Genomic DNA, 26233 nt, shown 5'->3' with positions numbered 1-26233 from the left:
TGATATTGAAATTCTGAGACATATTATCATACACTTAATGATTTTATTTATTTCCCTCATCATTTATTAATCATTACACCAATTTGTTTAAAACTGCTTATTTTTCATACAACCTTGATACCGCAGGCCATAATGTGCTGGTGCTATAGTATGGACGCCGGATAGGCCGGTCAAACTATGGAAGCTTAAACCCCCCGGAACTACAAAAGCCTTTAGATGGAGATCTAAAGGCTTTTGATTTATACACTACTATTTTTTACTTTGATGCTGTTAGCAAAATGGCTGCTAATTTATCGGGCATTGATATAAAAGGAGTGTGGCTGCTCGGCAATGAATATTCCTTGCTGATATGGCCATTGTTTTTCACCATGGTGTTTTGGAGTGAAAAGCTAACTGCATGATCATTTACAGTGTGGATGTAAACCTTCCTTACACTACCGAATTTCCCATCTGTTAAAGTAACCGGGGTTGCAAGAGGTGCTAACGGTTCCGGTTTAATGTTGTTGGCAATATACTCGCCAACCTGCGCAGGGGCATCGGCAGCAAATACATCAACTACGCCATCTTTTGCGACAATGGCAGAACCGGTAGCCTGGTCGATTTGTAAATATTTGCCGACATGGCTGTCTGCATCCTGCTTGGCAAGTGATAATAAACTTTCACCGTTTTTTGGCAGGTAAGCAGCCAGGTAAACTAATTCTTTGATCTGACCGGGGATTTCTTCTGCCACCTGGCTGATAACCAAACCTGCCATGCTATGACCCACCAAGATCACATTTTTTCTGTCGCCAATAGCATTTTTTACTACGTCTACATAAGATTGCAGGCTAATTTTTGCGAATGAAGTTGTATCGCTTCCGTGGCCCGGCAGGTTAACTGCGATCACTTCGTGCCCTTGTGCCTTCAATACGGGGATCACTGCCTGCCATGCGGTTGCATCGGCCCATGCGCCATGCACAAGAACGATAGTTGCTGAATTTTTGTTGTTTGTTTTTTGTGCCTGAGCAGTAAAACCTAATACGCTCATTGCCATAATTATTATTGCTGTTTTCATTTTGTTTAATGCCTAATTGTTTAGGACAGCACAAACATCGGGGTAAGCCGGCGGGATAATTTTAACCCAGGTTAAAATCGAAAAACGGGATGAAAAAAATATATACCAATAAAATAAAGGAAAATGGAGATTAGAAAGCCCGCTATTTGCCAACCATTCGTTTACGGATCCTGCTTAGCGATGGCCCCTGGATGCCGAGATAAGATGCTATATGATAAAGCGGCACGGAGTTAAAAATATTGGGGTGCTTTTCTATCATATCCCGGTAGCGATCTTCGGGTGTTTTAAACAGGAACCCTTCGGTACTGCGCATTACCTCGAAAAAAGCAGTTTCGGCAACCATCCTGCCAAACCGTTCCCATTGGTGCGACTGCCCGTAAAGCCCATTTAGTTGATCAACGTGGATATACAAGATATACGAATCGGACATGGCTTCCGTATAATACTCACATGCTGTTTGACTAAAGAAGCTGGTAAACGAAGTAACGAATTGATGGTCGGTAAAAAAAAGCATGTTCTTTTCCTCACCTGTGGTTTCATTTACACGATAGATCCTGAACACACCACTGATGATGAATCCAAGGTGTTTACAAACGTTTTTGTATTCGTTATAAAACTCTCCTTTTTTATAGTGCTTTAGTTTCCAATGCGGCACTGACAGGTTAAATTCTTCGGCCTTCATGCCGGTGGAAACCATTACGGTACGTAATAAATCTATCTCTGTTGCGCCGTTTAACATGCCATAAAAGTATCTCTTTAAATAACACCCTGCAACAATGGGCGCTATTTATTAAGTTAAGCGATCAAACTATATCGTAGCAAAACAACAATATTATCGTCGCTAATTTGGGGTGTGGTTATATCAGGTATTATACAAGCTAACATCGATGTTTTATTCAAAGCTTAAGTACTAAAGTCATCTATTAAGTGAACATTCCGACTGCCAAACCATTCTTCAATCTTATCCTGTTGGGGTAAACTGGCCCATTTGTGCCTGTATCCATCATTCGCCGAATCACAAGCATAATCCCTCATCCATTCCATGAAGTTTAAGCTGGTCTGCTCTATCGCATCCATAATGAAGTCAATTTCATGATTGGTCATCATCGGGTGAACGGAGAACCTGACCCAGCCGGGTTTGCTAAGCAGATCTCCTGCCCGAATAGCGTCCAGAATTTCATAAGATTCCTCTTGTCCCACCTTCAACAGCGCATGGCCATACGTGCCTGCACAGGAACAACCGCTCCTTGTTTGTATCCCAAAGCGGTCATTCAGCATTTGTGCGATCAAATGATGATGCGCGCCTTTAACGACGAAAGAGAATACTGCCAACCTGTCTTCGATATTTCCCTGCAGCAATTCAAGCCGCTCCATTGTCGCGAACCTCGAAAAGATCAGCTGTAACATTTCTTTTTCCCTTTGTTGTATATTTTCGGCACCCATCTGCTCCTTCAGCCGGATGCACATTGCTGCTTTGATCCCCTGCAATAAGGGTGGTGTACCACCATCTTCGCGCACTTCAATATCGGTAACATATTCACGTGCCTCCCAAGGATTGCTGTACGAAATAGTACCGCCTCCCGGCTGATCGGGAACTTTATTATGATAAAGTTTACTGTTGAAAATCAGCACACCGGGTGTACCGGGGCCACCCAAAAACTTGTGCATAGAAAAATAAACCGCATCCAATTGTGCGCCTTCTTCCGCAGGATGCATATCCATTTCAACATAAGGTGCAGAACATGCGAAGTCGACAAAACATAAACCGTTGTACCGATGGATCAGCTTGGCAATTTGATGATAAGGTGTTTGTATCCCTGTTACGTTAGAACATGCCGTAATAGCCGCTATTTTATTTTTCCTCTGTTTGTATTGGTCCAACAAATCCGCAAAATGGTCCAGGTCAACATAGCCGTCGGCGGTGCTGTTGATGATCTCTACGGTGGCAATGGTTTCCAACCAGCTGACATGGTTGCTGTGATGTTCCATATGTGTTACAAAAACAACCGGCCTTAAATCCTCATCAATCAATAACTCATTGCCATTACATAAATAATCTCTCGTGCGTTCCGGCATCCGCAGCCCTAACAGCCGCTGCAATTTATTAACCGCGTCCGTCATACCGCTGCCACAAAAGATCAGGACATCGTCATCGGAGGCGTTAACGTGCTGTTTAATAATCTTTTTAGCCTCTTCGTAAGCTTTTGACATCAGGGTGCCAGTTACCGTGGTGCTGGTATGGGTGTTGGCCCAAAAAGGCATCAATTCGTTTAGTAGCGTCTCTTCGATTGGGCGATAAGCGCGGCCACTGGCTGTCCAGTCGGCGTAAACGAGCTCTTTCCTGCCAAAGGGAGAATCAAAGGTTGCACCATAACCAATTGTATTTTCCCTGTAAACAGCGAAATAATCCTCCAACGCAGTTTTTACGCTCATATTATTTGGATTTTATAGCAAGTGCTTTAAACAGGGCGTGTGGCGTTGAAGTTAATTGCTTTTCGAAGAAATAGCCCATCAGGAAAATACAAGCCACAAAAGCAAGGACGATGAGCAACTGCGCGCCGGATGTTTTTTGGATGGGCTGTCTTGCTTTTACTTCGCAAATCTCACCAGGGCAATATTGCGCCTTTTCACCATAGATCAGCCGGTAAACTTTACATGCCAGGCAAATACCAAACACCGATTCAAAGAATAAAAAGATCAGGCACATCAGGCAGATGATCCCGGTAATGGGGCTGTAGGTATCCAGCACCACCATGAACAGGAACATTGTGCCGGATAAGCCAACGCCGACGATCCAGGCAAACTTTTTCTGTTTAGCGCCTACATATTCCGGCACCTGGTTTTTGACGATCAAACGCCCGATGATCAGCGTTGGTGAAAATTTGGGATTAATAAATACCCGGATGATAAAATCGCTAAGAAAAAGTGTGATGGCATATTTGGCCAGCGTAAAATCATTATTGAACATGATCAGCATTAAAGCCGTATAGATCACCAGGAATAAAAGACCAGCGGTCGCCCTTATTTCGCGTTCATTTAAAACCGGGATCTCGTAGCCCGGAACGTCTTCTCCAAATTGTATCACTTTTTCCATATCTGTTTTGGCTGTCTAATATTAAATGACCCGCAAAGGTCTTTGTTACAGCAACATAAAAATAAAGGCGAAGGGCAGTATAAAAAAATTTATGTGACAGGTCGCACAATTGTGCTGACAGTAGGTTCATTTCGCCGGAGATCAGGCAAGACGGGAAAATGCATATTTCCGGTTATCAAAGCAATGAGATATATTTATACTTATGTATTTGAAAAAACGCACTGTTTACGGACTTTTTTTCGTCGCTTATATCGGGGCTTTGCTTATCGAGAAGCCAAGCTACTCCGTTAACACGATAAGGGGCTGTTTTTCTTATATGTTTACGGTGATCGTTCACTTCTCGCTGTTTGCGTCGATGTTGTACGCAAATTATTCACTTTTAATACCCCGACTGCTGGAAAAGAAATGGTTCAGTGCTTACGCCGGGGCCCTGCTTACGCTCATTGCCTTCTACAGCTTCTTAACCGCCAATTACAACGGCTTTATACATGACCATCTTTTTCACGATCAACTGGTCCATACCCGCGCAGGTTTTTGGGACAATTTTGTGTACGGGCTTTGCTGTGCCCTTGTTTCCTCCATGTTGTATATTACCCAACGATGGACGGAACAGCAGGAACAGTTCAAGAATAGCCGCATCGATCAGCTGCAAACCGAGCTAAAATACCTGCGTTCACAGCTTAACCCTCACTTTTTGTTCAATGGCCTCAATACCGTTTACGGTTATATAGACATCGCTAACAACAAGGCCAGGGACATGATGGTGCAATTCTCAGATCTGCTGCGTTACAATTTATATGAAGCAGATGTGGATATGATTGCACTGGAAAAGGAACTGAAATACCTGCAGAACTATGTGGATTTACAAAAAGCCCGCAGCAATGACAATGTGCAAGTGAATTTGAAGATCGGGTATCAGAATCCGGCGGCTAAGATCGCCCCGCTCATCTTTATGACATTTGTAGAAAATGCGTTTAAATACGTAACCAGGGGCGATGATATGATCAATGAGATCACGATTTCATTGATAGAAAATGAGGGTCGGATAGATTTTAGCTGTCTTAATTCTTATGATGAGGCTGAGCCTTCTAAAGGGGGTATTGGTTTAAACAACGCCACGCGGCGGCTGGAGCTGTTGTATAAAGACCGGTACCAACTGGAGTTAAAAAAGGGGGACAACAAATACGAAGTTCATTTGACACTTATCTTATGAAAAAACTCAACTGTATTATTGTTGATGATGAACCTGTAGCCAGGAAGATACTGCATGAATTTGTGGAGCAGGTGCCTTTTTTAAACATGCAGGGAAAATTTGAGAATGCGGCAAAGGCTGAACTGTTTTTAAGAAATAACAATGTAGATCTTATTTTCCTGGATATCGAAATGCCCAAGACGTCTGGTCTCCAATTTCTGCAAAAGATGGAGTTTGAGTCCACTATGGCTATCCTGACTACAGCCTTCCCGCAATACGCCCTGGAAGGGTACGAATTGGATATTATCGATTACCTGTTGAAGCCCTTTGCCTTTAACCGTTTTCTGAAAGCGGTACACAAGGCCCGGGATTTTTATCAAATGAGAGCCGGAAGCAGTACCCCACAATCCTATATTTTTATCAAAAGTGAAAAGCGGATAGAAAAATTGGAGCTGGCAGACATCATGTATGCAGAAAGCACGGGAAACTATGTGAGCATTTTTACAGAAAACCAAAAGGTCATCGCCTACCTCACAATGAAAAGCCTCGAATGCCAGCTGCCTGAGAAAATGTTTATCAAAATCCATCAGTCCTATCTTGTCAATTGTGACAGGATCCAGGCGATCGAAGGCAATGAAATCAAGATAGGCAACAGATCATTGCCTATGAGCCGCAATTACCGCGACAACGTGATGAATATTGTTCAGCAGCGCCTGTTAAAAAGGTAAGTCCGGTTGTAACTATAAGGTAGCACTTCCGATAGTCTGCTGCATCAATATCTTCACCGGATAATAAACACATTACTTCAAACACCCAGTGCATTTTAGTTAAAGGACAGTACAGGATGGTTATGTTTACCCAACGCTTAAATTTGCGCAACGTAAATGTTACATTAAAAGTGTTGTTGTATATTTTTAATGTGGCAAGCTGCTTTGTTGAACCAGGAAATTATAAGTCCGAATCTTTAATTACCTCAACAGGCGCCTTTGCAATTAACCAATTATTGATCCTGTTTAAATTTTTGTTTCAGCCACACGGTCGCACTGTTTCTTGAACTGCCGGTTTAAGGCAAATTGTTTAAGGTTGAACTAACTAGATATTTATGCTTAATAAAGATCATATTCTTTGTTCGGATGATAGGTTGCTGGAATTATTATTGGAAGATAATAAGGACGCGTTTAACCTGATTTATGCCCGGTACTGGGAACAGCTTTATGTATATGTAGCTAAAGTTGTAACTGATAAAGACGAGGCTAAGGACATTGTACAGGAAATTTTTGTTTCGCTTTGGTCACGGCGCATGAGCCTGAATGATATTATATCCCTAAAGGCTTACTTGTTTACAGCAGCTCGGTACAAGGGATTGAGCTTTATTAAGGATAACATCAACAAAAGCAAATACCTGGAGTCGCTTACAGCATTTTTTGAATATGAGAACGATTCGGTTAATGAGCAGCTTGCAGCCAATGAACTTAGTTTAATTATTGATCGGGAAATTGATAACCTGCCAACTAAAATGCGGGAGGTATTTATTTTAAGTCGCAAGGAAAACCTGTCGCACAAACTGATCTCTGAAAAATTGATGATTTCTGACAAAACCGTTAAAAAGCAGATAAATAACGTTCTGAAGCATTTTAGACTTAAGCTGGCCGAGAAGTAATTCCTTGCAGGCCAACACATCCAAAAATTTCTTAGCAATACATAGCTTATTATTTAATAATATAATTCGCATGAAAATTTATTGGCTGATTTTAAGCTAATTGCAATTTGTTTTACTTTTTATCTACTACCAACCAACCCTATTTAAGACTTACCATTAGAACCCAAACAATGACCAACAAAGAAGCAAAGGAACTTTTAAATCGCTACAAAAGCGGCAACTGTACCCCTGAAGAAAAAGACAGGTTAGAGGCCTGGTACGATATGCTTGCGGAGTCGGGAAAATTGGAGTGGGATGCCGGGGAAAAGCAACAGGTAAATGATGAGCTGAAAAGTGCTATTGATGCCCAAATAGGCAGCCCCACGTGGCGTGTTACCAATTTGAAATTAATGATTGCCGCAGCTTCTATATTGTTTTTTTGTGGATTAGGTTGGCTTGCAATAAAGTACCGGGACGCGATCAGGAGTAGCTTTAACCGGGAAGCGTATATAGAAACCTATGTGCAGCCTGGAAAAAAAATAAGGCTCACCTTGAGCGATAGCTCAACAATTATTCTCAGCGGCGGGAGCCGGATAAAATATCCGGAGAGCTTTAACCATAAAATTCGTGAAGTTGATTTATTGGAGGGCGAGGCTTACTTTGATATTAAGCACGACGCACACAAACCTTTTATTGTTGATGTAGCGGGAACCCAGATAAATGTACTGGGCACGGCCTTTAACGTACGCGCCTATAAGTTTTTAAAAAATGTTCAAATAACGGTAACGCGGGGTAAGGTATCGGTACGGGGACTTGCCAATGTTAAATATGAAAAGGCAAAGCAAGTGGTTTTGCTGCCTAATGAGCAGGTAACCATTGGGAAGGTAAACGGCGAGATTGCTAAAAGGCATATCAACGCCAATGATTTTACAGGCTGGATCCAGGGCAAATATAAATTTGATGATGAAACCCTGGCCAATGTAGCTGGTATGCTTGAATCGTATTATAAAGTGAAGGTCCGTTTTGCGGCGGAGGATCTGAAAAGCATCCGTTTTAGTTCGGAGTTTGACAGTACCGACAAGCTGGAAGACCTGCTTTTTGCAATTTGTAAGGCTAATAATTTAACCTATACCATAAGTGGACAGGATATTTTATTGAGCACTAAACCCTGACAACTAATCTGACAATAAATAAACCTTTATTAACCCTTTAAAGAGAAGATATATGAGATAAAAACTACAAACCCACCTAATAAAAAACCGGTATGAATTTAGATTCCACACCGGTTAAGTCAATTGAATAATCAGGTCTGTAACGCCAATCACTCCCTGGTTATCAATGCGAGTTAGTAAACATTTAATATTCACTTAAACACATTCAAAGGTATGGAAAAATATACCAACTACCTCTTGCCGTTAACTTTACGCATCATGAAATTTACATTCTATATGGTCATGGTTGTTGCTTTGGGTACCCAGCTACTTTGGGCGAGCAATTCAGCCGGGCAGATATTAGAAAAAACGAAAATAAATATCCGGGCGGATAATAAAAGCCTGAAGGATATTTTAAAGGATATTGAAGGTAAAAGCAATATTCGCTTTACCTACAATGAAAAGCTGATAAAGCAATATCAGCATTTAAATGTAAACGAAACCGACCAAACGGTAGCTTCAATTTTGCAAGGCATTTTTGATAACGTGGACCTCAGTTACATTGAAAAAAAGAACAAGGTAATTATTGTTGAAAAGCAAAAGCCCGAGGTACAATTACTGGACGGAACGGAGAATGCCGCTGCAACAATAACCGTTAAGGGAAAGGTAAGCGACGATAAAGGCGAGGCCCTGCCTGGTGTAAATGTAGTGGTTAAAGGTACAACTACAGGTACAACTACCAGTGTAAATGGCGAATTTGCGCTTAAGCTTGTTGATACTACCGGCGCAAAATTGGTGTTTTCTTACCTGGGCTTCGAACCTAAAGAAGTATCGTTAAACGGGCGTACCGTAATAAATGTAAGTCTCACGCCATCTTCCAACGGTTTAAAGGAGGTGGTAGTAGTAAGTTACGGAACGCAAAGTAAGCGCGAGATCACCGGGGCAATAAGCCAGATAAAAATATCGGAGGTAAAGGATATGCCGGTGGCCAATATCGGGCAAAAACTGCAGGGTAAACTGGCAGGTGTACAAATCAACGAAAATTCAGGAACGCCTGGCGCCGAAATGAGTTTTAGGATCAGGGGGGCCGCATCCATTAATGCCGGTAATAATCCATTGATTGTGATTGATGGATTTCCGTCGCAAAGCGGGCTGCAGAGTTTAAGCCCTGACGAAATTGAATCCATTACCGTATTGAAGGATGCATCATCGGCCGCCTTATATGGCTCAAGGGCTGCCAATGGCGTTATATTGGTAACCACAAAGCAGGCAAAAGTAGGCCAAAAAAGCATTGAGTTTAGTGCCTATACCGGCGTTCAGTCGGTACCCGACCGTGGGAAGCCGGACCTGATGAATCCCGAGCAATTTGCAGAATATAAAAAGGAATATTACGAAGACGCCATAAAGTACGAAGGTTATTCAGGGGGAATCCCCGCCGTTTACGCCAACCCCAGTCAGTATGCAGGGCAAAAGGGCACCAATTGGTTCGATATTTTGTTGCGAAATGCAGTAAGCCAAAATTATAACCTGGCGATCACCTCGGGTACTACTGATTTAAAATCGGTGGTAAACCTTAACTATAATAAGCAAGAGGGTGTGATGCTTAATTCATACGACGAGCGTTTTACGGCGCGCAGCAACAATATTTACACCGCTTCGGACAGGTTAACCCTGGGTGTAAACTTAGAGCTGTCGTATGGCAACAACCAGGTAGTGCCTGGGCTGGACAACGGGCGTAACATTATTGAGAACGCGTTTTTGATGGATCCAACGTTAAACTACAAGAATGCGGATGGTTCCTATCCACTGTCATTTTCACAACCGGGAATGTTTCCTAATCCCAACTATTACCTTGTGTTAACGCAAATTGTTAACAAAAGCAAGGCTGCCAGGGTACTGGCAAACGGCTGGGCCGAAGTTAAAATTATCGATGGGTTAAAGTTTAAATCGGCGATAAATGTAAATACCGATAATACGGTCAACCGGCAGTTTACGCCTTCCACAGCACAGGGTGGATTGGGAAGCGCGCCGCCAAACCCGGCATCTGGTAGTTACAACACCAGTAATTTTGTAACCTGGCTGAGTGAAAACACCTTAAACTATAAGAAAACAATAGGCGGTAAACATAATTTTGATGTGCTGGCAGGTTATACCGCTCAAAAGTATTCTTTTGAAAATAGTAACATTGATGGGAGCCAGTTTCCTGATGATAACATCCAGTGGATAAACGCGGCTACTACCCGGATAGGGAACGTTGGGGCTACCCAATGGTCGTACCTGAGGTATATAGGGCGATTTAACTACAATTACGATCAAAAATATTTGTTACAGGTAGCCTTTGCAAGGGATGGTTCGTCGAAATTTGGTAACAATACCAAATACGGAAATTTCCCTTCTGTTAACGTGGGCTGGGTTGTATCGGATGAGGCATTTATGAAAAATATAAAAGCCATTAACTTCCTGAAAATAAGGGCCAGCTATGGAAAAGTTGGTAACAATAATATCGGCGATTATTCATACTTAGCATCGGTAAATACCACCAATTATGTTTTCAGCAACCAGGTAGTCCCTGGAAAGGTGTTGAGCGGAATAGGCAACAACAACCTAACCTGGGAAACCACAACCGGGTATGACCTTGGCTTAGACCTGGAGCTGTTTGACGGCCGGGTTTCATTTACCTATGATTATTACAAGAAAAAAACCGACGGCTTATTATACGGTATTGATATCCCCGTACAATCGGGATTTTCAACCATTACCTCGAATATTGGCCGGTTTGATTTCTGGGGACACGAATTCACTGTCAACACCCGGAATTTAACAGGTGATTTGAAATGGAACACCGGGTTTAATATTTCATTCGATCGTAACATTGTTAAGCAGTTGGGTACCAACAATGCACCAATTGGCGGCTATGGCGAATATTGGGACGATAACCGCACCGCAGTTGGCCATCCAATCGGGTTGTTTTACGGGTATATAAATACCGGTGTGTATATGACCCAGGCGCAGTTTGATTCGGAACCACATGACGCAACAGCCATGGTTGGAACAGCACGGTTTAAAGACGTTAGCGGACCTAACGGCGTTCCGGACGGAAAGATCGACAGCTATGACAGAACCTGGATCGGGAACCCGAACCCTACTTTTACTTATGGCATAACCAACAGTTTTTCGTACAAAAACCTTGACTTAAGCATTGTTATGGCAGGATCGGTAGGAAATGATATTGCCGACGATGCATTTCAATCAACAGAAAACCTTGACGGTGTGTTTAACGTGAGACAAGGCGTTGCTAACCGCTGGAGATCAGAACAAGACCCGGGCGATGGGATTTACCCAAGAACAAGGAGCGGCACCACTGCTGATTTCCGCAATTTCACCAGCAGGCAAGTATTTAAGGCAACGTACCTTGCGGTAAAAAACATAACCTTCGGTTACACCTTACCGATCAAAAAAACCAAGTATTTTAAAAGCTTCAGGGCTTATGTGAGCGCGCAAAACGCATTTATATTCACTAAATATCCGGGCATGAATCCCGAAGCCGGAATTGCGGGGCTAAACGGGCTAAACCAGGGTCGTGATTTTACCGGCTACCCAATCCCAAGGGTGCTTTCGCTGGGTATTAATGCAGGTTTTTAAGGTAATTTATTTAAAGCAACAAAAAATGAAAAAGATATCATATATATTATTGGCGGTAATGGGGTTGGTATCCTGTAAAAAGGATTTCCTCGACCTGGTTCCGCAAACAACACTAAGCTCCGCAACGTTTTTCAAAAATACGGCCGAGTTCAACCAGGCATTAACCGGGGCTTACACCAATTTAAGAGGAGTAGCCTTTACAGGCATTTACATGGATGAAATGCGGTCTGACAATACGTTTTTTACCATATACTCCGCCGACAGGGGTACATCCACAAGCGCCGAAGCCATGGCTGAATTTATTGATAATAACATATCGAGCCAGGAGCCAAATAACCCGGGGAACCGTTATGGGAATGATTATTCAGGTATTGCCACAGTAAATACCGTATTATCACGACTGCCTAAATCCAGCCTGACACAGGCAGATAAGGACCAGGTAAGTGGCGAAGCCTTGTTTTTAAGGGCATTTTACTATTATGACCTGGTGCAGCATTACGGCGGCGTACCATTACAATTGACGGAAGTTACTGATGTGGCCGGCGCGTTTTTGCCAAGGAGTTCGGCCGATGAGGTTTATGCACAAATTATAAACGATTTGAATACTGCTATACCGCTGTTACCTATTCCAAAAACTTTCCCGCAATCGGGCAGGGCAACCCAGGGATCGGCGAAAATGTTGCTGGCTTATGCGTGTATGTCGAAAACTACAAAAGATTATGCAAAGGCCGAAGCCGCATTAACCGATATTACTAAAATGAATTATGCACTGTTAGCCAAATATGCTGACGTGTTCGACCCGGTAAATAAAAACAGTTCAGAGTCGATATTCGAAGTTCAATATAAGGCGGGTAATGACGGGCAGCAGAGTGATTTTATTTGGCGGTTTATACCCAAAACCACTAATTCTGAAGCCATACTTGGCTTGCACGGTACCAATGCCCGTGGCGGACTGGCCAGCGGTGGATGGAATGTTCCTACAAAAGAACTGGTAGACTCGTACGAATCCGGCGACTTACGCCTCCCGGCTTCAATTGCCGTTGCTGAAGGTACAGTTGCGAACGAAGTGCTTACAACTACAGCCGTAAAAAGCCCTGTTAATTACACACCTACACCTGGTTTAGGATACTATTATTTTATAAAAAAGTACCTGCATCCACCATACCAGGTTGAGTATAACACGGACGACAACTGGCCCGTTTACCGCTACTCGGGCGCGTTGCTATTGCTGGCCGAATGCCTTGTTGATGAAGGTAAGGCAGGTGAGGCCTTGCCCTATTTAAACCAGGTTAGAGCGAGAGCCGGCTTGCCGGCGGTAGCTGTAGCTAACAAGCTAAATGTCTCCAACGAAATGCGTCATGAGCTTGCCTTTGAAAACCATCGCTGGACCGACCTTATACGCTATGGCACTGCTATCGATGTTTTGAACGCAAAAGGGGTTACGGAGAAGGCGCTGAACCCGTGGTTGTTACCTATTACGTTTAACGTTACCGCCGACAGGCTGATATACGCAATTCCGTTCCGGGAAATACAGATAAATAGTAAACTGACCCAAAACCCGGGATACTAATCATTTGTCTTAAATCTATCACCGTAAACGGGTAAACAAGTGAAAATTTGTTTACCCGTTTTAGTTACTAACTTTTCTAACATTAAAATTATATCTTAAACTGTAACTAAATTTAGCCTATGAATAAAATGCCTTTTCGCCAACTGAGCTTCCTGATATTTTTATTGGCACTTTTTGTTTTAAATGCCCCGAAGGTCAGCCAGGCGCAGCAAAATAAAAATGGCATTAAAAAGAATGCTTTAGGTACCGATACGTTGTTGACTTTATTTCATATGCCACCAGATTCAGCAAAGCCAAGAATTTATTGGTTTTGGGAATTCAACCGGGTAACCAAAGAAGGAATTACACGGGATCTGGAGCAGTTTAAGGTTAAAGGAATCAGTGGCGTTAACATGATTTGTACAGGAGGATATGCAGGGAAAGAACCACTTTTTGGTGTGGAGTTTCTGGGTGAGGAATGGCGTGCGCTTTTTCGTCACGCTGTTAGGGAAGCTAAAAGATTACACATAGAAATGGGATTTAACCTGGCCGGAGGGTGGACGATGATGGGGCCATCCGTTACCAAAGATAATGCCATGAAAAAGGTAATATCTGCTGAGTTGCGGGTTGATGGAGGTGCTAAATTTTCGGGCTTGCTGCCTCAACCTAAGATAGTAGATAACTATTACCACGATATTATGGTGCAGGCGTTCCCGGCGCCGGATAGCAATAAAATAATCGACCCTAAAACCATTGTTGATTTAACAGACAAGCTGCGTGCCGACGGCCATTTTGAATGGAACGTTCCTGAAGGGAAATGGGTGATTTTACGAACCGGGTACACGCTTACCGGCGCTCCATGGAGTAAATGGCATGCCTACCCCGAAGGCGATACTTTTAAAGGCGGAGAAGGCTACGAGATAGATTATTTAAGCAAGGCAGCATTAGACGATTACTTCGCCCATTTGGGTAAAACTGTGATTGAGGAAGCTAAGAAGGCAGGCGGCCATTTGGATTATTTATGGTCTGACAGCTGGGAATGTGGAAAGCTTACCTGGACACAGGATTTTCCTAACCAGTTTAACAGGTTCAGGGGATATGACTTAAAGAGTTACATGCCCGCCCTGGCCGGCTACAATGTCGTTGATGCAGATGTATCATCAAGGTTTCGTGATGATTTTGACCGTACTATCCAGGATTGTATTGCAGAGAATTATTACGGCCATTTTGAAGAATTGTGCCATGAGAACGGGATGAAGGTTGGGAATGAAGCCGGGGGGCCGAACGACATTCCACCCCAGGATGTATTGAAGAATTTCGGCCATTGTGATATCCTTTCGGGAGAGTTTTGGGTAAACGGGAACCGTAATGCACCGGGTGGGTACAATAAAAGCCCGATGGAGCGGCTCAACTTAAAACAAACTGCAACCGCTGCCCATATGTACGGCAAGACGCAGGCAGAGGCAGAAGCATTTACTGAGCAGGATAAGGACGCCACACACTGGTCCCTTGGGCCGTCAGATCTGAAGCCTTACGCTAATGACGCATTTTGCGAGGGAATCAATCGGTTTATGCTTCACCAGGCCACCTGCCAGCCGCCGTCAGATGGCAAGCCTGGATATGAATTTTGTGCGGGGCAGCATTTTACACCTAATATTACCTGGTGGGAACAATCGCCGGCATTTTTTACGTACCTCTCCCGTTGCCAGTTTATGCTGCAACAGGGAAAATTCGTAGGCGATGTTTGTTTCTACCTGGGTGAAAGGCCACCGCTGTTGGCTCCTCCCAAATATGATATCCCTTCGCTTGGCCCCGGCTATGACTGCGATTACGCCAACCCGGAAGTATTGTTGACCCGGATGAGCGTAAAGAATGGACGTGTTATTTTACCTGATGGCATGAGTTATAAACTTTTGGTGTTGCAGAATTGTGTTTCGCCGGTACCGGAAATTACAAAGCAAGTTGGCGATTACCAGGGTTTGTCGGTATCCCCGGTCCCGTCCAATGCGATGTCATTACCGGTGATTAAAAAGATCAGGGAATTAATTATGATGGGTGCAACAGTTGTTGGCCCGCCGCCTGCCGCATCCGCAGAATTGAAAAACTACCCGGATTGTGATGTTGAGGTGAGAAAAGTAGCCGCTGAAATTTGGGGCGATCTTGACGGTAAAATCCGTACCGAACGCCGTTTGGGAAAGGGGCGTATAATTTGGGGCAAAACACCAAGAGAGATTCTGGTTGCTGACGGCGTTACCCAGGACTTTACTTTTACCGGACAGACCGAAGATTCGGACCAATTCGATTATATCCACCGTACGAGTGGTGAAGACGAGATCTATTTCGTAATTAACCGCACTAATCAACATCAAAACCGTGACTTTACCTTCCGTGTGACAGGGAAACAACCCGAAATATGGGATGCGGTATCCGGTAAAACCATTAAAGCCAGTGCCTATCACCAGGCCGGTTCAGGTACAACCTTACCGCTGGAGATGGATGCATTTAGTTCTTATTTCGTCGTTTTTCGCAAGCCTGTTGCGATAAATGCAAAAGGGAAATCTGAGAGCAACTTCCCAAAACTTGCGGAAATCCGAAAGTTGGATGGCCCATGGAATGCGGCATTTGATCCAAAATGGGGCGGCCCGGCTAAAGCCAAATTTCCTGAATTGATAAGCTGGACCAAAAGATCAGAAGAAGGCATTAAATATTATTCAGGTACGGCCACGTATACCAAAACCTTTGATTTGACTAAACGCGCCGGCAGAATATTTCTTGACCTGGGAGATGTTAAGGATGTTGCAGAAGTCCGATTAAACGGGAAGAAGCTTGGGGTGTTGTGGTGCGCACCGTGGCGCGTTGAAATCACCGATGCGGTAAAGCTAACGGGCAATATATTACAGGTTGATGTGATCAATTTATGGGCAAATCGTGTAGTACATGATCTAAGTCTGCCAAAAGAAAAAAAGATCACTAAAACACATGACGCCTTCCGTTTTGACATGCTCAATGTAAATACGCCATTGCTTGAATCCGGATTACTGGGGCCTGTTAAACTGTATTCGGCGACTGACTAGTGTTGAATCACTTATAAACTGAAGTCTAGCTAATAGTATTTTTAAGAAAGTGGGTTTACACTTATTTAAGAAAAAACTATACAAGCTGTTGATTTTAAGTAATTTAAGCAAGGGTTTACATTGAATTATGTAAACCCTTGTAAACCCCCTCTTTGTTAGTTGGAAATATCTGACGCGCTGAAGGCTTTTTCAGATAGACAGTTAGCTTTTTGGTGTTAACACTTATCCTGTTGCACTTTAAAGAGGAATAAGCATAATCCAGCAGCCACCGCTGTTCCCCGGTATGTAATCGTTATAAAAAGGCCCAACCCAAAGGTCAGGCCCCAACCTCACTAGCCGATACTGATGAATGAGTAGCTAAGGGTAATCAAGTTAGCAGCAACTTATTAAGCGCCGTTTGCCTGGATCTTATCAAGCTCTTTTTGCGTTTTCTCTATCTGTTCCATTAGTTTTTTTATTTTTTTGCGATCGTGTTCCAGTTGTTTGGCCGCATCCTCGGCTTCACTGGTTTGTTTAGTGGCCTTTTTGGCCTGCTTTTCAGCCGACTTTACATCGCCCATATCGCCATCAACCGCCTGTTCCGAGCGTTTTTTACTTTTAACCTGTGCCGCATGTGACTGGGCAAGGGTACTTTCCATTTTCATGGAATCAACGGGGACCTGGTTTCGCGTTTCGCTGAGCTGCGAGTTAAGGTCCGCCAGTTTTGAACTAAGTTTTTTTACCTGCTTGTTAACTTCAGCAGTATCTGTTTGTGGTTTCCTATATGTTAAGGAGGCATTTGCGTGTGACTGGGAGGCGTAAAGCCCTATAGCCAGTATTAAAATTAACTTTTTCATGTTGTTTTTAATTTAAGAAATGATCATTGATATCTATTATAAATGAAGTACCTACTCCGGTCTCGCTTTTAACCGACAACCGTCCGTGGTATTTTTCAAGAAGTTCTTTAGCGAACAGGAGGCCCAGCCCGAAGCCGTCGGTTACGTTTCGGGGAGATTTGCGATTCCCTTGGTTGCCGTTCATTTGGGCTACCTGTTCGGCGGGCATTCCCGGCCCGGTATCGCTTATAATTAGCTGTGCATAACCCGTCAACCTTTTGAATGAAACATGGATTGCTCCATTGTTTCCCGTGAATTTTATGGCGTTGTCTAACAAATTACGGCAGATCACGTCTAAAATACCCGCATCATAATTAATGGTTGTATCGTCTTTTAAATCCAGGAACAGGCTGATGTCCTGGTTCGTTAAGCGTTCTTTATAAAACACTGGATATTTTAAAAAGAAACTTTTAAGGTTGATAGGCTCGTGGTGTGGTATAAACCGGCCCCGTTCGTCGCTATTACGAATCAATATTGAATTAACGATGTTAAAAACGTGATCCACCTGGCTGTTCATTCTAAAAAACAATTCTTCAACATCGTTTTCGCTTAGATTTATTTTTTCGTAACCGCTAACAATTTGTTTGATGCTGCTCAGCGGGCTTCTTACATCGTGGGCGATAATGCATAGTTGTGTTTCCTTTTGCTGCGCTACCTCGGTAAGATCTTCGGTTTGTCTTTTCAGTTCATCCACATTCAAAAAAGTGACTGCATGTTTGGTACCTATGGTATGGTGGTGGATTTCAAACCACCTGGACACCCCATCGGCGCAGCATATTTTAGATAGGAGGTGAGCAGATGCATCGTCGCTGATTGAGGCAGCTGCCGCAGCATCATCCCAATTTTCCATAACCTTTTCGCGGTAATCAGGATTAGGATATGCTTTTATAAGCCAGCTGTTGTGGTCCGGGATTTCGTTTAAGGTATAACCAACCTGCGATAGAAAGGCCCGGTTGATATACGCAGGTGTATTCACTTCATTGGTCAGCATCATAGGCATGATCATCTGGTCCAAAGTTTGATTTGGTTCGTTAAGTTCAATTGTGTGCTTCATGTTATAGGTTGAATACAAGCTCATGGCATTGTTTTTTTAGTTGATGCAAAATGAGTTTATGCCGATACAAAGAAACCCGGTTGGGATGTATGATGAAGAAAATTTGACTACGCACATCTACATTCGTAAATTTAATTTGTTGATAGTCAATGAAAAATAGATGTTTGGTGATTCGTTGAACCGGATAAATATGGTCTTTGGCAGTGCTCCCGGTCTTGAATTTATGCGAAATGTGTAGATGTGAGTAGTTTTTTTATGAGCTGATTTCGTTGTAAGTTGCTCTTTTTGTACATTGATAATAAAGTTGATAGCTTACAGGGCAAATAGATGAATGTGACTTATACAAAAAGACTGGGAAGAAAGATCCTTTTGGTTTTCCTGGTATTTACTATTATTTTTTCGGTGACCGCGCTAGTGGTGCAAAAGAACATTACCAAAACGCTGCGTGAGGTTTCCAATTTAGCAACAGACGTTGAACATGGCCAGTCGAAACCGGAGCAAGCCCTGTTGCTGCTTCACCAGGCGGAGGATGATTTCCAGGAAGCGCTGTTTACTACCAATCCACGTAAAATTTCGGACTACAAAATAAAATTGTCAAAAGCCTTTAATGAGATTGACACTTTATTGAGAAATAGAACCGATACCTCCCGGCTAACCCCGGCCCAGAATAACCAGGTGAAATCATGGTATAAAAGGAAAATTGAATTGTCGGATAAGCTTTATGCGCTAAGGCATAGTTTTGATTCCCTGCTTGCCGTTTACACTAACCTGCATGATCAAACCGATAAAGATGCGCTTACATTTAATGCGGGTGTTAACTCTCTTCAAAAGAATACAGAAAATAGCAGTGTAGATACCAGCCGGATAATAAAAAAAAGTGGTCTGCTGAAAAGAATAAAGGATGCGATCGTTAATAAAAACACTACATCCTCGCTGGAGATAAACAGGTATAAAAACTCAAACACCATTGACGCCCGAACCCAAAAAATACTAGCAGGGAATAAGGATGCTTACGCAGCAAAATTGCAGAAGCTTCAACAACAAAACATCAAACTGCTGACAATGCAACGGCAGCTAAACAGGCTGAACACCTACATAAGTACCGAAATGGAGGGTATTATTGGCCAGGTTAAGGACATTAACTATAACATGGCAATGGGGTTTAAAGAAATGGCGCTAAAAAATTACCAGGAAACCACCAGCATACTGAACAGTTTTTACATGGCAGCTTTGTTTCTTTTGCTGGCGTTCGCCATCTCGCTCATCGTTTTTATAAATCAGTTAAATAAAGCCGAAATGCTTTTACGGAAGGAAAGCGAACTGTCGGTACACGCCGCGCAGCAAAAAATAGACGAGCTATTGAAAAAGATAACGCGGGACGAAGACAAACATTCTCCTGCAAAAATGGAGGAGCTAAAAGAAATTGTTGAACTGGCGGTTAACAATAACCCGGCATTTTTAATCAAGTTCAATGAATTCGACCCTGAATTCAGTAAAAAACTTTTAAATATGGCCCCCAACCTGGTGGCGAGTGAAATTGAATTTTGTGCATTACTAAGGCTAAATTTCGAAACCAAGGAAATAGCCCGCTATACTAAATCATCCGTGCGGGCAGCAGAGGGGAAAAAATACAGGATCAGAAAAAAGCTAAACATACCATCTGACCAGGATATCAATATTTGGATGGCACAGATTTAATGTTTCTTTTCTTTAATAAAATTAGCGCGGTGTTACATTCAATATCAGCCTATCAAATCAGTATTGAGGATGAGCCCGTTTTCCTTCCGTTCCGGAAAAACCGCAAATGTTTTATTATTACAGGTCCCGGCGGGGAACAGCAGGAGTTAACCAGATATTATAAAGGTGGCAAATCTCATTTGGGCTGAATTTAAATGTCCAGCTATTTATTATTTACTGTATCCCTTAACCTTCGTTTTTTATATTTATTTACCACCAATAACAGGCAACCTGTTCGCGCCCTTTCAATAAACTTTTTGACAGAATCCTTACCGACGACGGAGAGGCCCTTAGGAAACTCCGCTTTTATCCTGAATGCTAAACAGTCCACGTATTCGGGCTTGGCGGCGGCGGGTAGAAGCTTGGTTTCGGGATACGAATATAGTTGTAGCTTTAGCTGTTGCACAAGTTCGGGCTGCCACACATTTATGCGTTTTGTAAGTTCGGATGAACATTCGGCGCCTATTTTCATTATCGCAATTTTTACGCTATCAGTCATTTCGGTAAGGTTCATGCTCGCCAGGCCATTCGGAAACAGCGCTTTGATTTTTGATACTGCACAATCCGCATAGGCGGCTTTGGAACTATCGTCAGTAACAATATTTGCTGCTTGCGAATAAAACACATCGCGCATTTGCGCCTCCAGAGCAGGCGTCCAGGTATGTTCAAACTGGTATTGTTTAACCTGGCGGTTGTGACACTTGCTGAGTGCCAGTATTACAGAAAACAAAGTAAAGCATAAAGCGATAACGGTTCGGGTTGTAGTGTTCATAATTTAAACAGTGTTTATAAACACCTAAATAATTCGATTAATATAGGGGATGGGGTTTGAAAAAGCAAGGGGTATACAATATGTTAAAGTTAACAAAATAACAAGACTTATAGGATTAAATAACGCCCTGTTTACGTCAGGACACACGTGCCGTAAAAATGCCGTAAACAAGTCGTAAAGTAAAAATACTATCTTACAATACATTTGCCGGTACCAAACAAACAGTAAAATGAAGAACATTGATTTAGCAAAAAAAATTAAGGAACTGCGTACCCGCAAAGGATTTAGCCAGGATGAGTTAGCTGAAACCGCGCAAATAAATTTAAGAACAGTTCAACGAATTGAGGGCGGCGAAACTGAACCAAGGGGCGATACACTTAAGAGACTCGCTAATGCTTTAACCGTTACCCCTGATGAATTAATAGACTGGGCTGAACAGGAAGATAAGGGAGTCTTAATATTGCTCAACCTGTCGGCGTTAAGCTTTATCGCCTTTCCAATCCTCGGAATTATTGTTCCACTGGCATTATGGTTTTTAAAAAAAGATAAAATAAAAAACCTGAGTGAGATGGGTAAAAGACTCCTGAATTTTCAGATCTCGTGGTGTATGCTTATATTTTTGTGCTATGGCCTTACTGTAGCAGGTTTGATTTTTGGGATAAAGGTTGTAAGCTTTTCGATCCTGGGTTACAGTGACCTGGAAATATTTATATTCATGATCCCTGTTTTATACATTGCAAACGGAATATTCGTCATCATTAACACATACCGAAGTTATAAAGGCAAAACAGTTTTTTACAAGCCTGCAATAAGATTTTTAAGATGATAGGTACTAAGGGAGAAAAGGCGGCTTTACCAGGTGATGCGGCTTTTTTTCCTTAGGGAGAATACATTAAAATCGTTTTAGCGTTACTTAGCTGCCTTTATAGCAATGTTTTACAGCCAGTTGGATGAAGTTTTATGGCGAAAAATAGAGGACCCGAATCATAGCATTGCGGGCATTAAAATTTTCAAATTAACTTGATTTGGATATATTTACACGGAGTTCAGCACTTTGCTACCTGCAATAAGTGTTATATAAACAATTATAAATATTAAATGAGGGTCTTCAAGGTTGGCGTGTTTTTGTTTACACTTTTAATGGTGCAAACCGGGTATGCTCAATTTAGCAGGCCCAAAAACAGCGATGTGCCGGAGCTCAGCAGCTACGCCATAAAAACTTACAATATAAATAACGGCCTCCCTTCTAATAGCACCACCTGCGCCATAAAAGATAGAAAAGGCTTCCTTTGGGTTGGTACTCAAAATGGTCTTTGCAGGTTTGATGGGTATAATTTTAAAACATTTATTAATATCCCGGGCGACAGCACCAGCCTAACAAATAACTACATCAATACCATTACCGAGGATAAAAACGGAAGAATTTGGGTGGGCACGCTTGACGGCTTAAACCTGCTTGATCCGCTTACCGAAGAGTTTAAAAGGTTTAGTCACCAGGACAAGGTACCTGCATCACTGAGTAATAACAAGATTTGGTCGCTGCTTGCTGATAGCGAAAATAATATATGGATAGGCACAGATGATGGCTTTGACCGGTTTATTGAAAAAACTAAAAGCTTTGAAATTTTTCAACCCAATCCCTCCGATAAAAATGCAATAAAAGGGAAGTCTGTAAATGCAATTGTTGAAGATCGCGAAAATAACCTTTGGCTCGGTAACTGGAGCGGCGGTTTAAATCGGTTTGACAAGCGGACTAAAAAGTTTGTGAATTTTCCACAGGCCCAAAGCGCCAACGACAAGAATCCAAACGACGTATGGAGTATTTGTTTGGACGACGATGGAAGCATCTGGGTGGGGACGTATTGGAAGGGCTTGTTTAAGTTCGACACCAAATCTGCTAAGTTTACGGCCTATCCATCCCCTGATAACGAAGATCAGGGCGTTTTTAGAATTTTAAATTTAGGCCATCATTTAATGGTCTTAGGAGGTAATGAGGGCTTTTATTGGTTCAATTCCCTAACTAATACCTGGCAAAAAATTAATGATTTGACAAGTTTTCAGCAAGCCGGGCTGATGCAGGATAATAATGGCATTATCTGGGTCTGTTCTATGGAGGGCTTGACCAAGCTGGATAAGCAGCAGTATAAATTTGCATTTTATCCTTTTTTTAACGGAAAGCGGATAGTAAAGAGTATTCTTGTTAAAGACCAGGCAGTTTGGGTAGGAACCAATAACGGATTAACAACCATTCAGCTAAATACAAAGGCATCTAATACCTTTTTTCATTCAGAAGACCCCAAAAGTATCGGGAGCAATGCGACAAATAAATTGTACCTGGATTCTTCGGGAAAATTATGGGCGCTAACGGAATTTGGATTTGATGAGTATAATGAAAAAACCGGGGCATTTACACATCATGCCCATCATTCAAGCCTGGGCAGCTTTTTTAATGAAGATGTATTCAGGGATATTTTAGAAGTGAGCCCAGGAGAATACTGGCTTGCAACCGATGCCGGGCTCAAGATTTTCCATAGTAAAACCAACACCTACACTCATTACTATAATCAAAAGAACAAGCCCTACTCGCTAAGCAGTAATCATTTATATTGCCTGTTGAAGGATGAGAAAAATAGCGTTTGGATAGGTACAGAGGGTGGCGGTTTAAATAGATTTGACCAGGCATCGCAACAGTTTTATAATTACCAGGCAAACGATAAGAAGAACGGCAGCATTAGCAATAATGAAATACATCATATATTTCTCGATTCGCATAACAATATCTGGATCTGTACCCAGGATGGGTTAAATAAGTACAATAAGCACACAGACTCATTCCGGGTTTTCTCAAAGAAGGATGGTTTTGCCAGTAATGTTTTTAAACAGATGGTAGAAGACAGTGAGGGTAATTTGTGGATAGCAACCGAAACCGGGGTATCGTGTTTTAATCCGCAATCGCTAAAAGTAATCAACTTTGATGATGGCGACGGGGTATTTGTCAACTCCGTTATCTACAAGGTGAATGATCATCAAATATTGTTAGGCGGCAATAAAGGCCTGGTTTCTTTTGATCCGTTGGCTGTTAATTATAATAAGGTTGCGCCGCAGGTATATTTTTCCGATCTCCAGGTATTTAACAAATCAATTGTTCCGGGCAATAACAGCCCGCTTAAAGAGCCTATCCAAAATGCCCGCGAAATAGTTTTAAAATATAACCAAAGTGTATTTTCAATAGAGTTTGTTGCACTTAATTACACGCATACTGAAAAGAACAGCTACGCCTACAAGCTGGAAAACTTTGATGCGAAATGGAACTACGTTGGCGGCCAGCGCAAGGCAACTTATACAAACTTAAGCCCGGGCAAATATATTTTTCGGGTAAAGGCCTCAAATAATGATGGCGTATGGAATGAAGTTGGAAAATCATTAACCATAATCATAACGCCACCGTGGTATATGACCTGGTGGGCATACCTGGTTTACTTCTCGTTATTTTCTGCGGCTGTTTACGGGTATATTTATTACAACAACAGGCAGGCTAAACTTAAATACGAAGTTAAGCTGGCCCATATTGAAACAGAAAAGGAAAAGGAGCTACACGAGAAGAAACTCTCCTTCTTTACCAATATTTCGCACGAGTTCAGGACGCCCTTAACGCTGATCATTAACCCCTTAAAGGAAATACTATATAAGGGTGGGAATGATATAGACCAGCAGAACCTCAATACCATTAACCGTAATGCTAAAAGGTTGTTAAGCCTTGTTGACCAGTTGTTGTTATTCAGGAAGGCAGATGCTGCCGCAGATGAACTAAAACTGGCCAGGATTAATATTGCTGAGCTAAGTAAGGAAGTGTTTTTGTGCTTTACCCACCAGGCAAAATCAAAAATGCTGCGCTTTGAATATTTTTGTACCGACGATAACATCGAAATGATAGCCGACCGGGAGAAGATAGAGATCGTACTATTTAATCTATTATCAAACGCAATTAAGTTTACCGAACCGGGTGGCGAAGTTATAATGCGCGTAGAACAATCAGAAAACAAGCTGAATATACAGGTTAAGGATACCGGGTGCGGGATAGGGCAAACGGCCGGCGATAAACTTTATAACAAGTACTACCAGGAATATCAGCATAGCACCCTTTCTAAAGGTGGGTTGGGGATCGGTTTGTTCCTTGTGAAAAATTATGTTGAGCAGCATAGTGGAAAAATAAGCTATGAAAGTGAAGCCGGACAGGGAACCGTTTTTAGCCTGGAACTACTCAAGGGGAGAGATCATTTTGAATCAGCAACTATAATGGACGTTACGGCCAAAAGGTCGGTGTTTTTTGATGAACTGATTGAAGAAGACACAGCGGGCGACGCCACTTGTAAGACCGACAAGGATAAACCTGCATCAGCCGAACTCACTGCTGATTTGAAGGCAATGCTGATCATTGAGGATAATAAGGAAATCAGTGAGTATATTAAACAGGTTTTCATGTCCGACTATATCGTATACGAAGCCGATAACGGGGAATCCGGGTTGAAAATGGTCAGGGAATTGATGCCAGACATTATCATCAGCGACGTAATGATGCCCGGAATGAGCGGTATAGAGTTGTGTACACTTATAAAGGAAGATCCGGAACTTAATCACATTCCGGTTATACTGCTTACCGCGATTACCTCGCCCGAAATAAAATTAAAGGGTATAGAGGGCGGTGCCGATGACTATATCAGCAAGCCTTTTGAAAAGGAAATGCTGATAGCCCGGGTAAAGGGTTTGCTAAAAACAAGAAATAATCTTCAGCGATATTTTTTCAATGAGATCACCCTAAAGCCCAATAATCTGAAAATCTCGCAGGAGTATAAGGAGTTTTTACAAAAATGCCTCGATATTGTTGAGCATCACCTGAATGATCCTGATTTTAGTATAAAAACCCTTGCCGACGCGATGGGGATGAGCCATTCCAATGTTTACCGGAAGATCAAATCTATTTCCGGGCAGTCAATAAACAGTTTTATACGCTTCATTCGTTTACGCAAGGCTGCCGAGATCTTTTTAACTACTGATAGTACAGTGTCAGAAACAGCCTATAAAGTTGGCTTTCACGATCCTAAGCATTTTCGTGAACAGTTCGCCAAACTGTTTGGATTAAATCCGTCTGATTATATCAAGAAATTTCGTGACCCCTTCCATAAAGACCAAACAATGAACCGCGATGTTATGAAAAAGAATAAGGTCAGCCGGGTATAACAAGAAAGTGTTTTAAGATAGATTTAGCTTTATTCGCTTAATTTCCCCCGCTTGATTGCCGAGTTTGCCCCCGTTTATTTATTATTATTTTCTTCATATTAGCTACGTAATTAACCAGTTAAAACCGTTCCGGGTATTAAAATGCAAACGCAGGAAGTGACC

Annotated in this window: 17 protein-coding genes; 10 read left to right on the top strand and 7 right to left on the bottom strand. The window is 42.3% G+C overall.

The annotated features are described in order from the left end of the window. Positions 1-256 precede the first annotated feature (256 nt). From KXD93_RS09055 to KXD93_RS09040, 4 genes are all read right to left on the bottom strand, one after another. A complete protein-coding gene (locus tag KXD93_RS09055; protein WP_258136708.1) occupies positions 257-1054 on the bottom strand; it encodes an alpha/beta fold hydrolase in 798 nt (265 codons plus the stop codon). 142 nt (positions 1055-1196) lie between these two features. Then, positions 1197-1793: a Crp/Fnr family transcriptional regulator gene (locus KXD93_RS09050; protein WP_258136707.1), complete on the bottom strand. Its 597-nt coding sequence runs from the start codon at positions 1791-1793 to the stop codon at positions 1197-1199. A gap of 164 nt (positions 1794-1957) precedes the next feature. Beyond that, positions 1958-3487 (bottom strand): aminotransferase class V-fold PLP-dependent enzyme, encoded by a 1530-nt coding sequence (locus KXD93_RS09045; RefSeq protein ID WP_258136706.1) that lies wholly within the window; start codon positions 3485-3487, stop codon positions 1958-1960. A 1-nt stretch (position 3488) separates the two neighbouring features. Beyond that, complete coding sequence (locus KXD93_RS09040) at positions 3489-4148, bottom strand: DUF4395 domain-containing protein (RefSeq protein WP_258136705.1); 660 nt, start codon at positions 4146-4148, stop codon at positions 3489-3491. Positions 4149-4350: 202 nt separating this feature from the next. Between KXD93_RS09040 and KXD93_RS09035 the strand changes: the two genes are divergently transcribed. From KXD93_RS09035 to KXD93_RS09005, 7 genes are all read left to right on the top strand, one after another. Next, entirely contained in the window at positions 4351-5361 is a 1011-nt protein-coding gene (locus tag KXD93_RS09035) for a sensor histidine kinase (protein WP_258136703.1), read from the top strand. Further along, positions 5358-6068, top strand: a complete 711-nt coding sequence (locus tag KXD93_RS09030; protein WP_258136702.1) for a LytR/AlgR family response regulator transcription factor — start codon at positions 5358-5360, stop codon at positions 6066-6068. Before KXD93_RS09035 ends, KXD93_RS09030 begins: the two co-directional genes overlap by 4 nt. A 374-nt stretch (positions 6069-6442) precedes the next feature. Further along, positions 6443-7000: an RNA polymerase sigma-70 factor gene (locus tag KXD93_RS09025; protein ID WP_258136701.1), complete on the top strand. Its 558-nt coding sequence runs from the start codon at positions 6443-6445 to the stop codon at positions 6998-7000. Positions 7001-7170: 170 nt separating this feature from the next. After that, on the top strand, positions 7171-8151 hold the full coding sequence (locus KXD93_RS09020) for a FecR family protein (RefSeq protein ID WP_258136700.1): 981 nt from the start codon (positions 7171-7173) through the stop codon (positions 8149-8151). 213 nt (positions 8152-8364) lie between these two features. Then, a complete protein-coding gene (locus KXD93_RS09015) occupies positions 8365-11772 on the top strand; it encodes a SusC/RagA family TonB-linked outer membrane protein (protein ID WP_258136699.1) in 3408 nt (1135 codons plus the stop codon). A 25-nt stretch (positions 11773-11797) separates the two neighbouring features. Further along, positions 11798-13342: a RagB/SusD family nutrient uptake outer membrane protein gene (locus KXD93_RS09010; protein WP_258136698.1), complete on the top strand. Its 1545-nt coding sequence runs from the start codon at positions 11798-11800 to the stop codon at positions 13340-13342. A gap of 119 nt (positions 13343-13461) precedes the next feature. Further along, the gene (locus tag KXD93_RS09005) at positions 13462-16395 is read left to right on the top strand and encodes a glycosyl hydrolase (protein ID WP_258136697.1); all 2934 of its coding nucleotides are present in this window, start codon (positions 13462-13464) and stop codon (positions 16393-16395) included. Positions 16396-16781: 386 nt separating this feature from the next. Here the strand turns inward: KXD93_RS09005 and KXD93_RS09000 are convergent, their stop codons facing one another. Together KXD93_RS09000 and KXD93_RS08995 are read right to left on the bottom strand one after the other, a co-directional pair. Continuing rightward, on the bottom strand, positions 16782-17231 hold the full coding sequence (locus KXD93_RS09000; RefSeq protein ID WP_258136696.1) for a hypothetical protein: 450 nt from the start codon (positions 17229-17231) through the stop codon (positions 16782-16784). A 7-nt stretch (positions 17232-17238) separates the two neighbouring features. After that, positions 17239-18324 carry a sensor histidine kinase gene (locus KXD93_RS08995; RefSeq protein WP_258136695.1) on the bottom strand — a complete coding sequence of 362 codons (1086 nt, stop codon included), beginning with the start codon at positions 18322-18324 and terminating at the stop codon, positions 17239-17241. A gap of 327 nt (positions 18325-18651) precedes the next feature. Here KXD93_RS08995 and KXD93_RS08990 point away from each other — a divergent pair, with 327 nt between their 5' ends. After that, complete coding sequence (locus tag KXD93_RS08990; protein WP_258136694.1) at positions 18652-20022, top strand: helix-turn-helix transcriptional regulator; 1371 nt, start codon at positions 18652-18654, stop codon at positions 20020-20022. A 202-nt stretch (positions 20023-20224) separates the two neighbouring features. Here KXD93_RS08990 and KXD93_RS08985 read toward each other — a convergent pair whose 3' ends face one another. Further along, on the bottom strand, positions 20225-20833 hold the full coding sequence (locus KXD93_RS08985) for a hypothetical protein (RefSeq protein WP_258136693.1): 609 nt from the start codon (positions 20831-20833) through the stop codon (positions 20225-20227). Positions 20834-21062: 229 nt separating this feature from the next. Between KXD93_RS08985 and KXD93_RS08980 the strand changes: the two genes are divergently transcribed. Both KXD93_RS08980 and KXD93_RS08975 read left to right on the top strand, forming a co-directional pair. Beyond that, on the top strand, positions 21063-21659 hold the full coding sequence (locus KXD93_RS08980; protein WP_258136692.1) for a helix-turn-helix domain-containing protein: 597 nt from the start codon (positions 21063-21065) through the stop codon (positions 21657-21659). Positions 21660-21931: 272 nt separating this feature from the next. Further along, positions 21932-26071 (top strand): two-component regulator propeller domain-containing protein, encoded by a 4140-nt coding sequence (locus tag KXD93_RS08975; protein ID WP_258136691.1) that lies wholly within the window; start codon positions 21932-21934, stop codon positions 26069-26071. Positions 26072-26233: the final 162 nt, after the last annotated feature.

Source organism: Mucilaginibacter phenanthrenivorans, assembly GCF_024721155.1.
GTDB classification, from domain to species: Bacteria; Bacteroidota; Bacteroidia; order Sphingobacteriales; family Sphingobacteriaceae; genus Mucilaginibacter; species Mucilaginibacter phenanthrenivorans.
The sequence above is the reverse complement of the archived record's forward strand: the minus strand, read 5'-3'. Positions and strand labels throughout refer to the sequence as shown.

What these genes read in the sequence shown, in the direction of transcription:
- KXD93_RS09055 (WP_258136708.1), bottom strand. Translation starts at nt 1,054, where the DNA reads ATGAAAACAGCAATAATAATTATGGCAATGAGCGTATTAGGTTTTACT.
- KXD93_RS09050 (WP_258136707.1), bottom strand. Translation starts at nt 1,793, where the DNA reads ATGTTAAACGGCGCAACAGAGATAGATTTATTACGTACCGTAATGGTT.
- KXD93_RS09045 (WP_258136706.1), bottom strand. Translation starts at nt 3,487, where the DNA reads ATGAGCGTAAAAACTGCGTTGGAGGATTATTTCGCTGTTTACAGGGAA.
- KXD93_RS09040 (WP_258136705.1), bottom strand. Translation starts at nt 4,148, where the DNA reads ATGGAAAAAGTGATACAATTTGGAGAAGACGTTCCGGGCTACGAGATC.
- KXD93_RS09035 (WP_258136703.1), top strand. Translation starts at nt 4,351, where the DNA reads ATGTATTTGAAAAAACGCACTGTTTACGGACTTTTTTTCGTCGCTTAT.
- KXD93_RS09030 (WP_258136702.1), top strand. Translation starts at nt 5,358, where the DNA reads ATGAAAAAACTCAACTGTATTATTGTTGATGATGAACCTGTAGCCAGG.
- KXD93_RS09025 (WP_258136701.1), top strand. Translation starts at nt 6,443, where the DNA reads ATGCTTAATAAAGATCATATTCTTTGTTCGGATGATAGGTTGCTGGAA.
- KXD93_RS09020 (WP_258136700.1), top strand. Translation starts at nt 7,171, where the DNA reads ATGACCAACAAAGAAGCAAAGGAACTTTTAAATCGCTACAAAAGCGGC.
- KXD93_RS09015 (WP_258136699.1), top strand. Translation starts at nt 8,365, where the DNA reads ATGGAAAAATATACCAACTACCTCTTGCCGTTAACTTTACGCATCATG.
- KXD93_RS09010 (WP_258136698.1), top strand. Translation starts at nt 11,798, where the DNA reads ATGAAAAAGATATCATATATATTATTGGCGGTAATGGGGTTGGTATCC.
- KXD93_RS09005 (WP_258136697.1), top strand. Translation starts at nt 13,462, where the DNA reads ATGAATAAAATGCCTTTTCGCCAACTGAGCTTCCTGATATTTTTATTG.
- KXD93_RS09000 (WP_258136696.1), bottom strand. Translation starts at nt 17,231, where the DNA reads ATGAAAAAGTTAATTTTAATACTGGCTATAGGGCTTTACGCCTCCCAG.
- KXD93_RS08995 (WP_258136695.1), bottom strand. Translation starts at nt 18,324, where the DNA reads ATGAAGCACACAATTGAACTTAACGAACCAAATCAAACTTTGGACCAG.
- KXD93_RS08990 (WP_258136694.1), top strand. Translation starts at nt 18,652, where the DNA reads ATGAATGTGACTTATACAAAAAGACTGGGAAGAAAGATCCTTTTGGTT.
- KXD93_RS08985 (WP_258136693.1), bottom strand. Translation starts at nt 20,833, where the DNA reads ATGAACACTACAACCCGAACCGTTATCGCTTTATGCTTTACTTTGTTT.
- KXD93_RS08980 (WP_258136692.1), top strand. Translation starts at nt 21,063, where the DNA reads ATGAAGAACATTGATTTAGCAAAAAAAATTAAGGAACTGCGTACCCGC.
- KXD93_RS08975 (WP_258136691.1), top strand. Translation starts at nt 21,932, where the DNA reads ATGAGGGTCTTCAAGGTTGGCGTGTTTTTGTTTACACTTTTAATGGTG.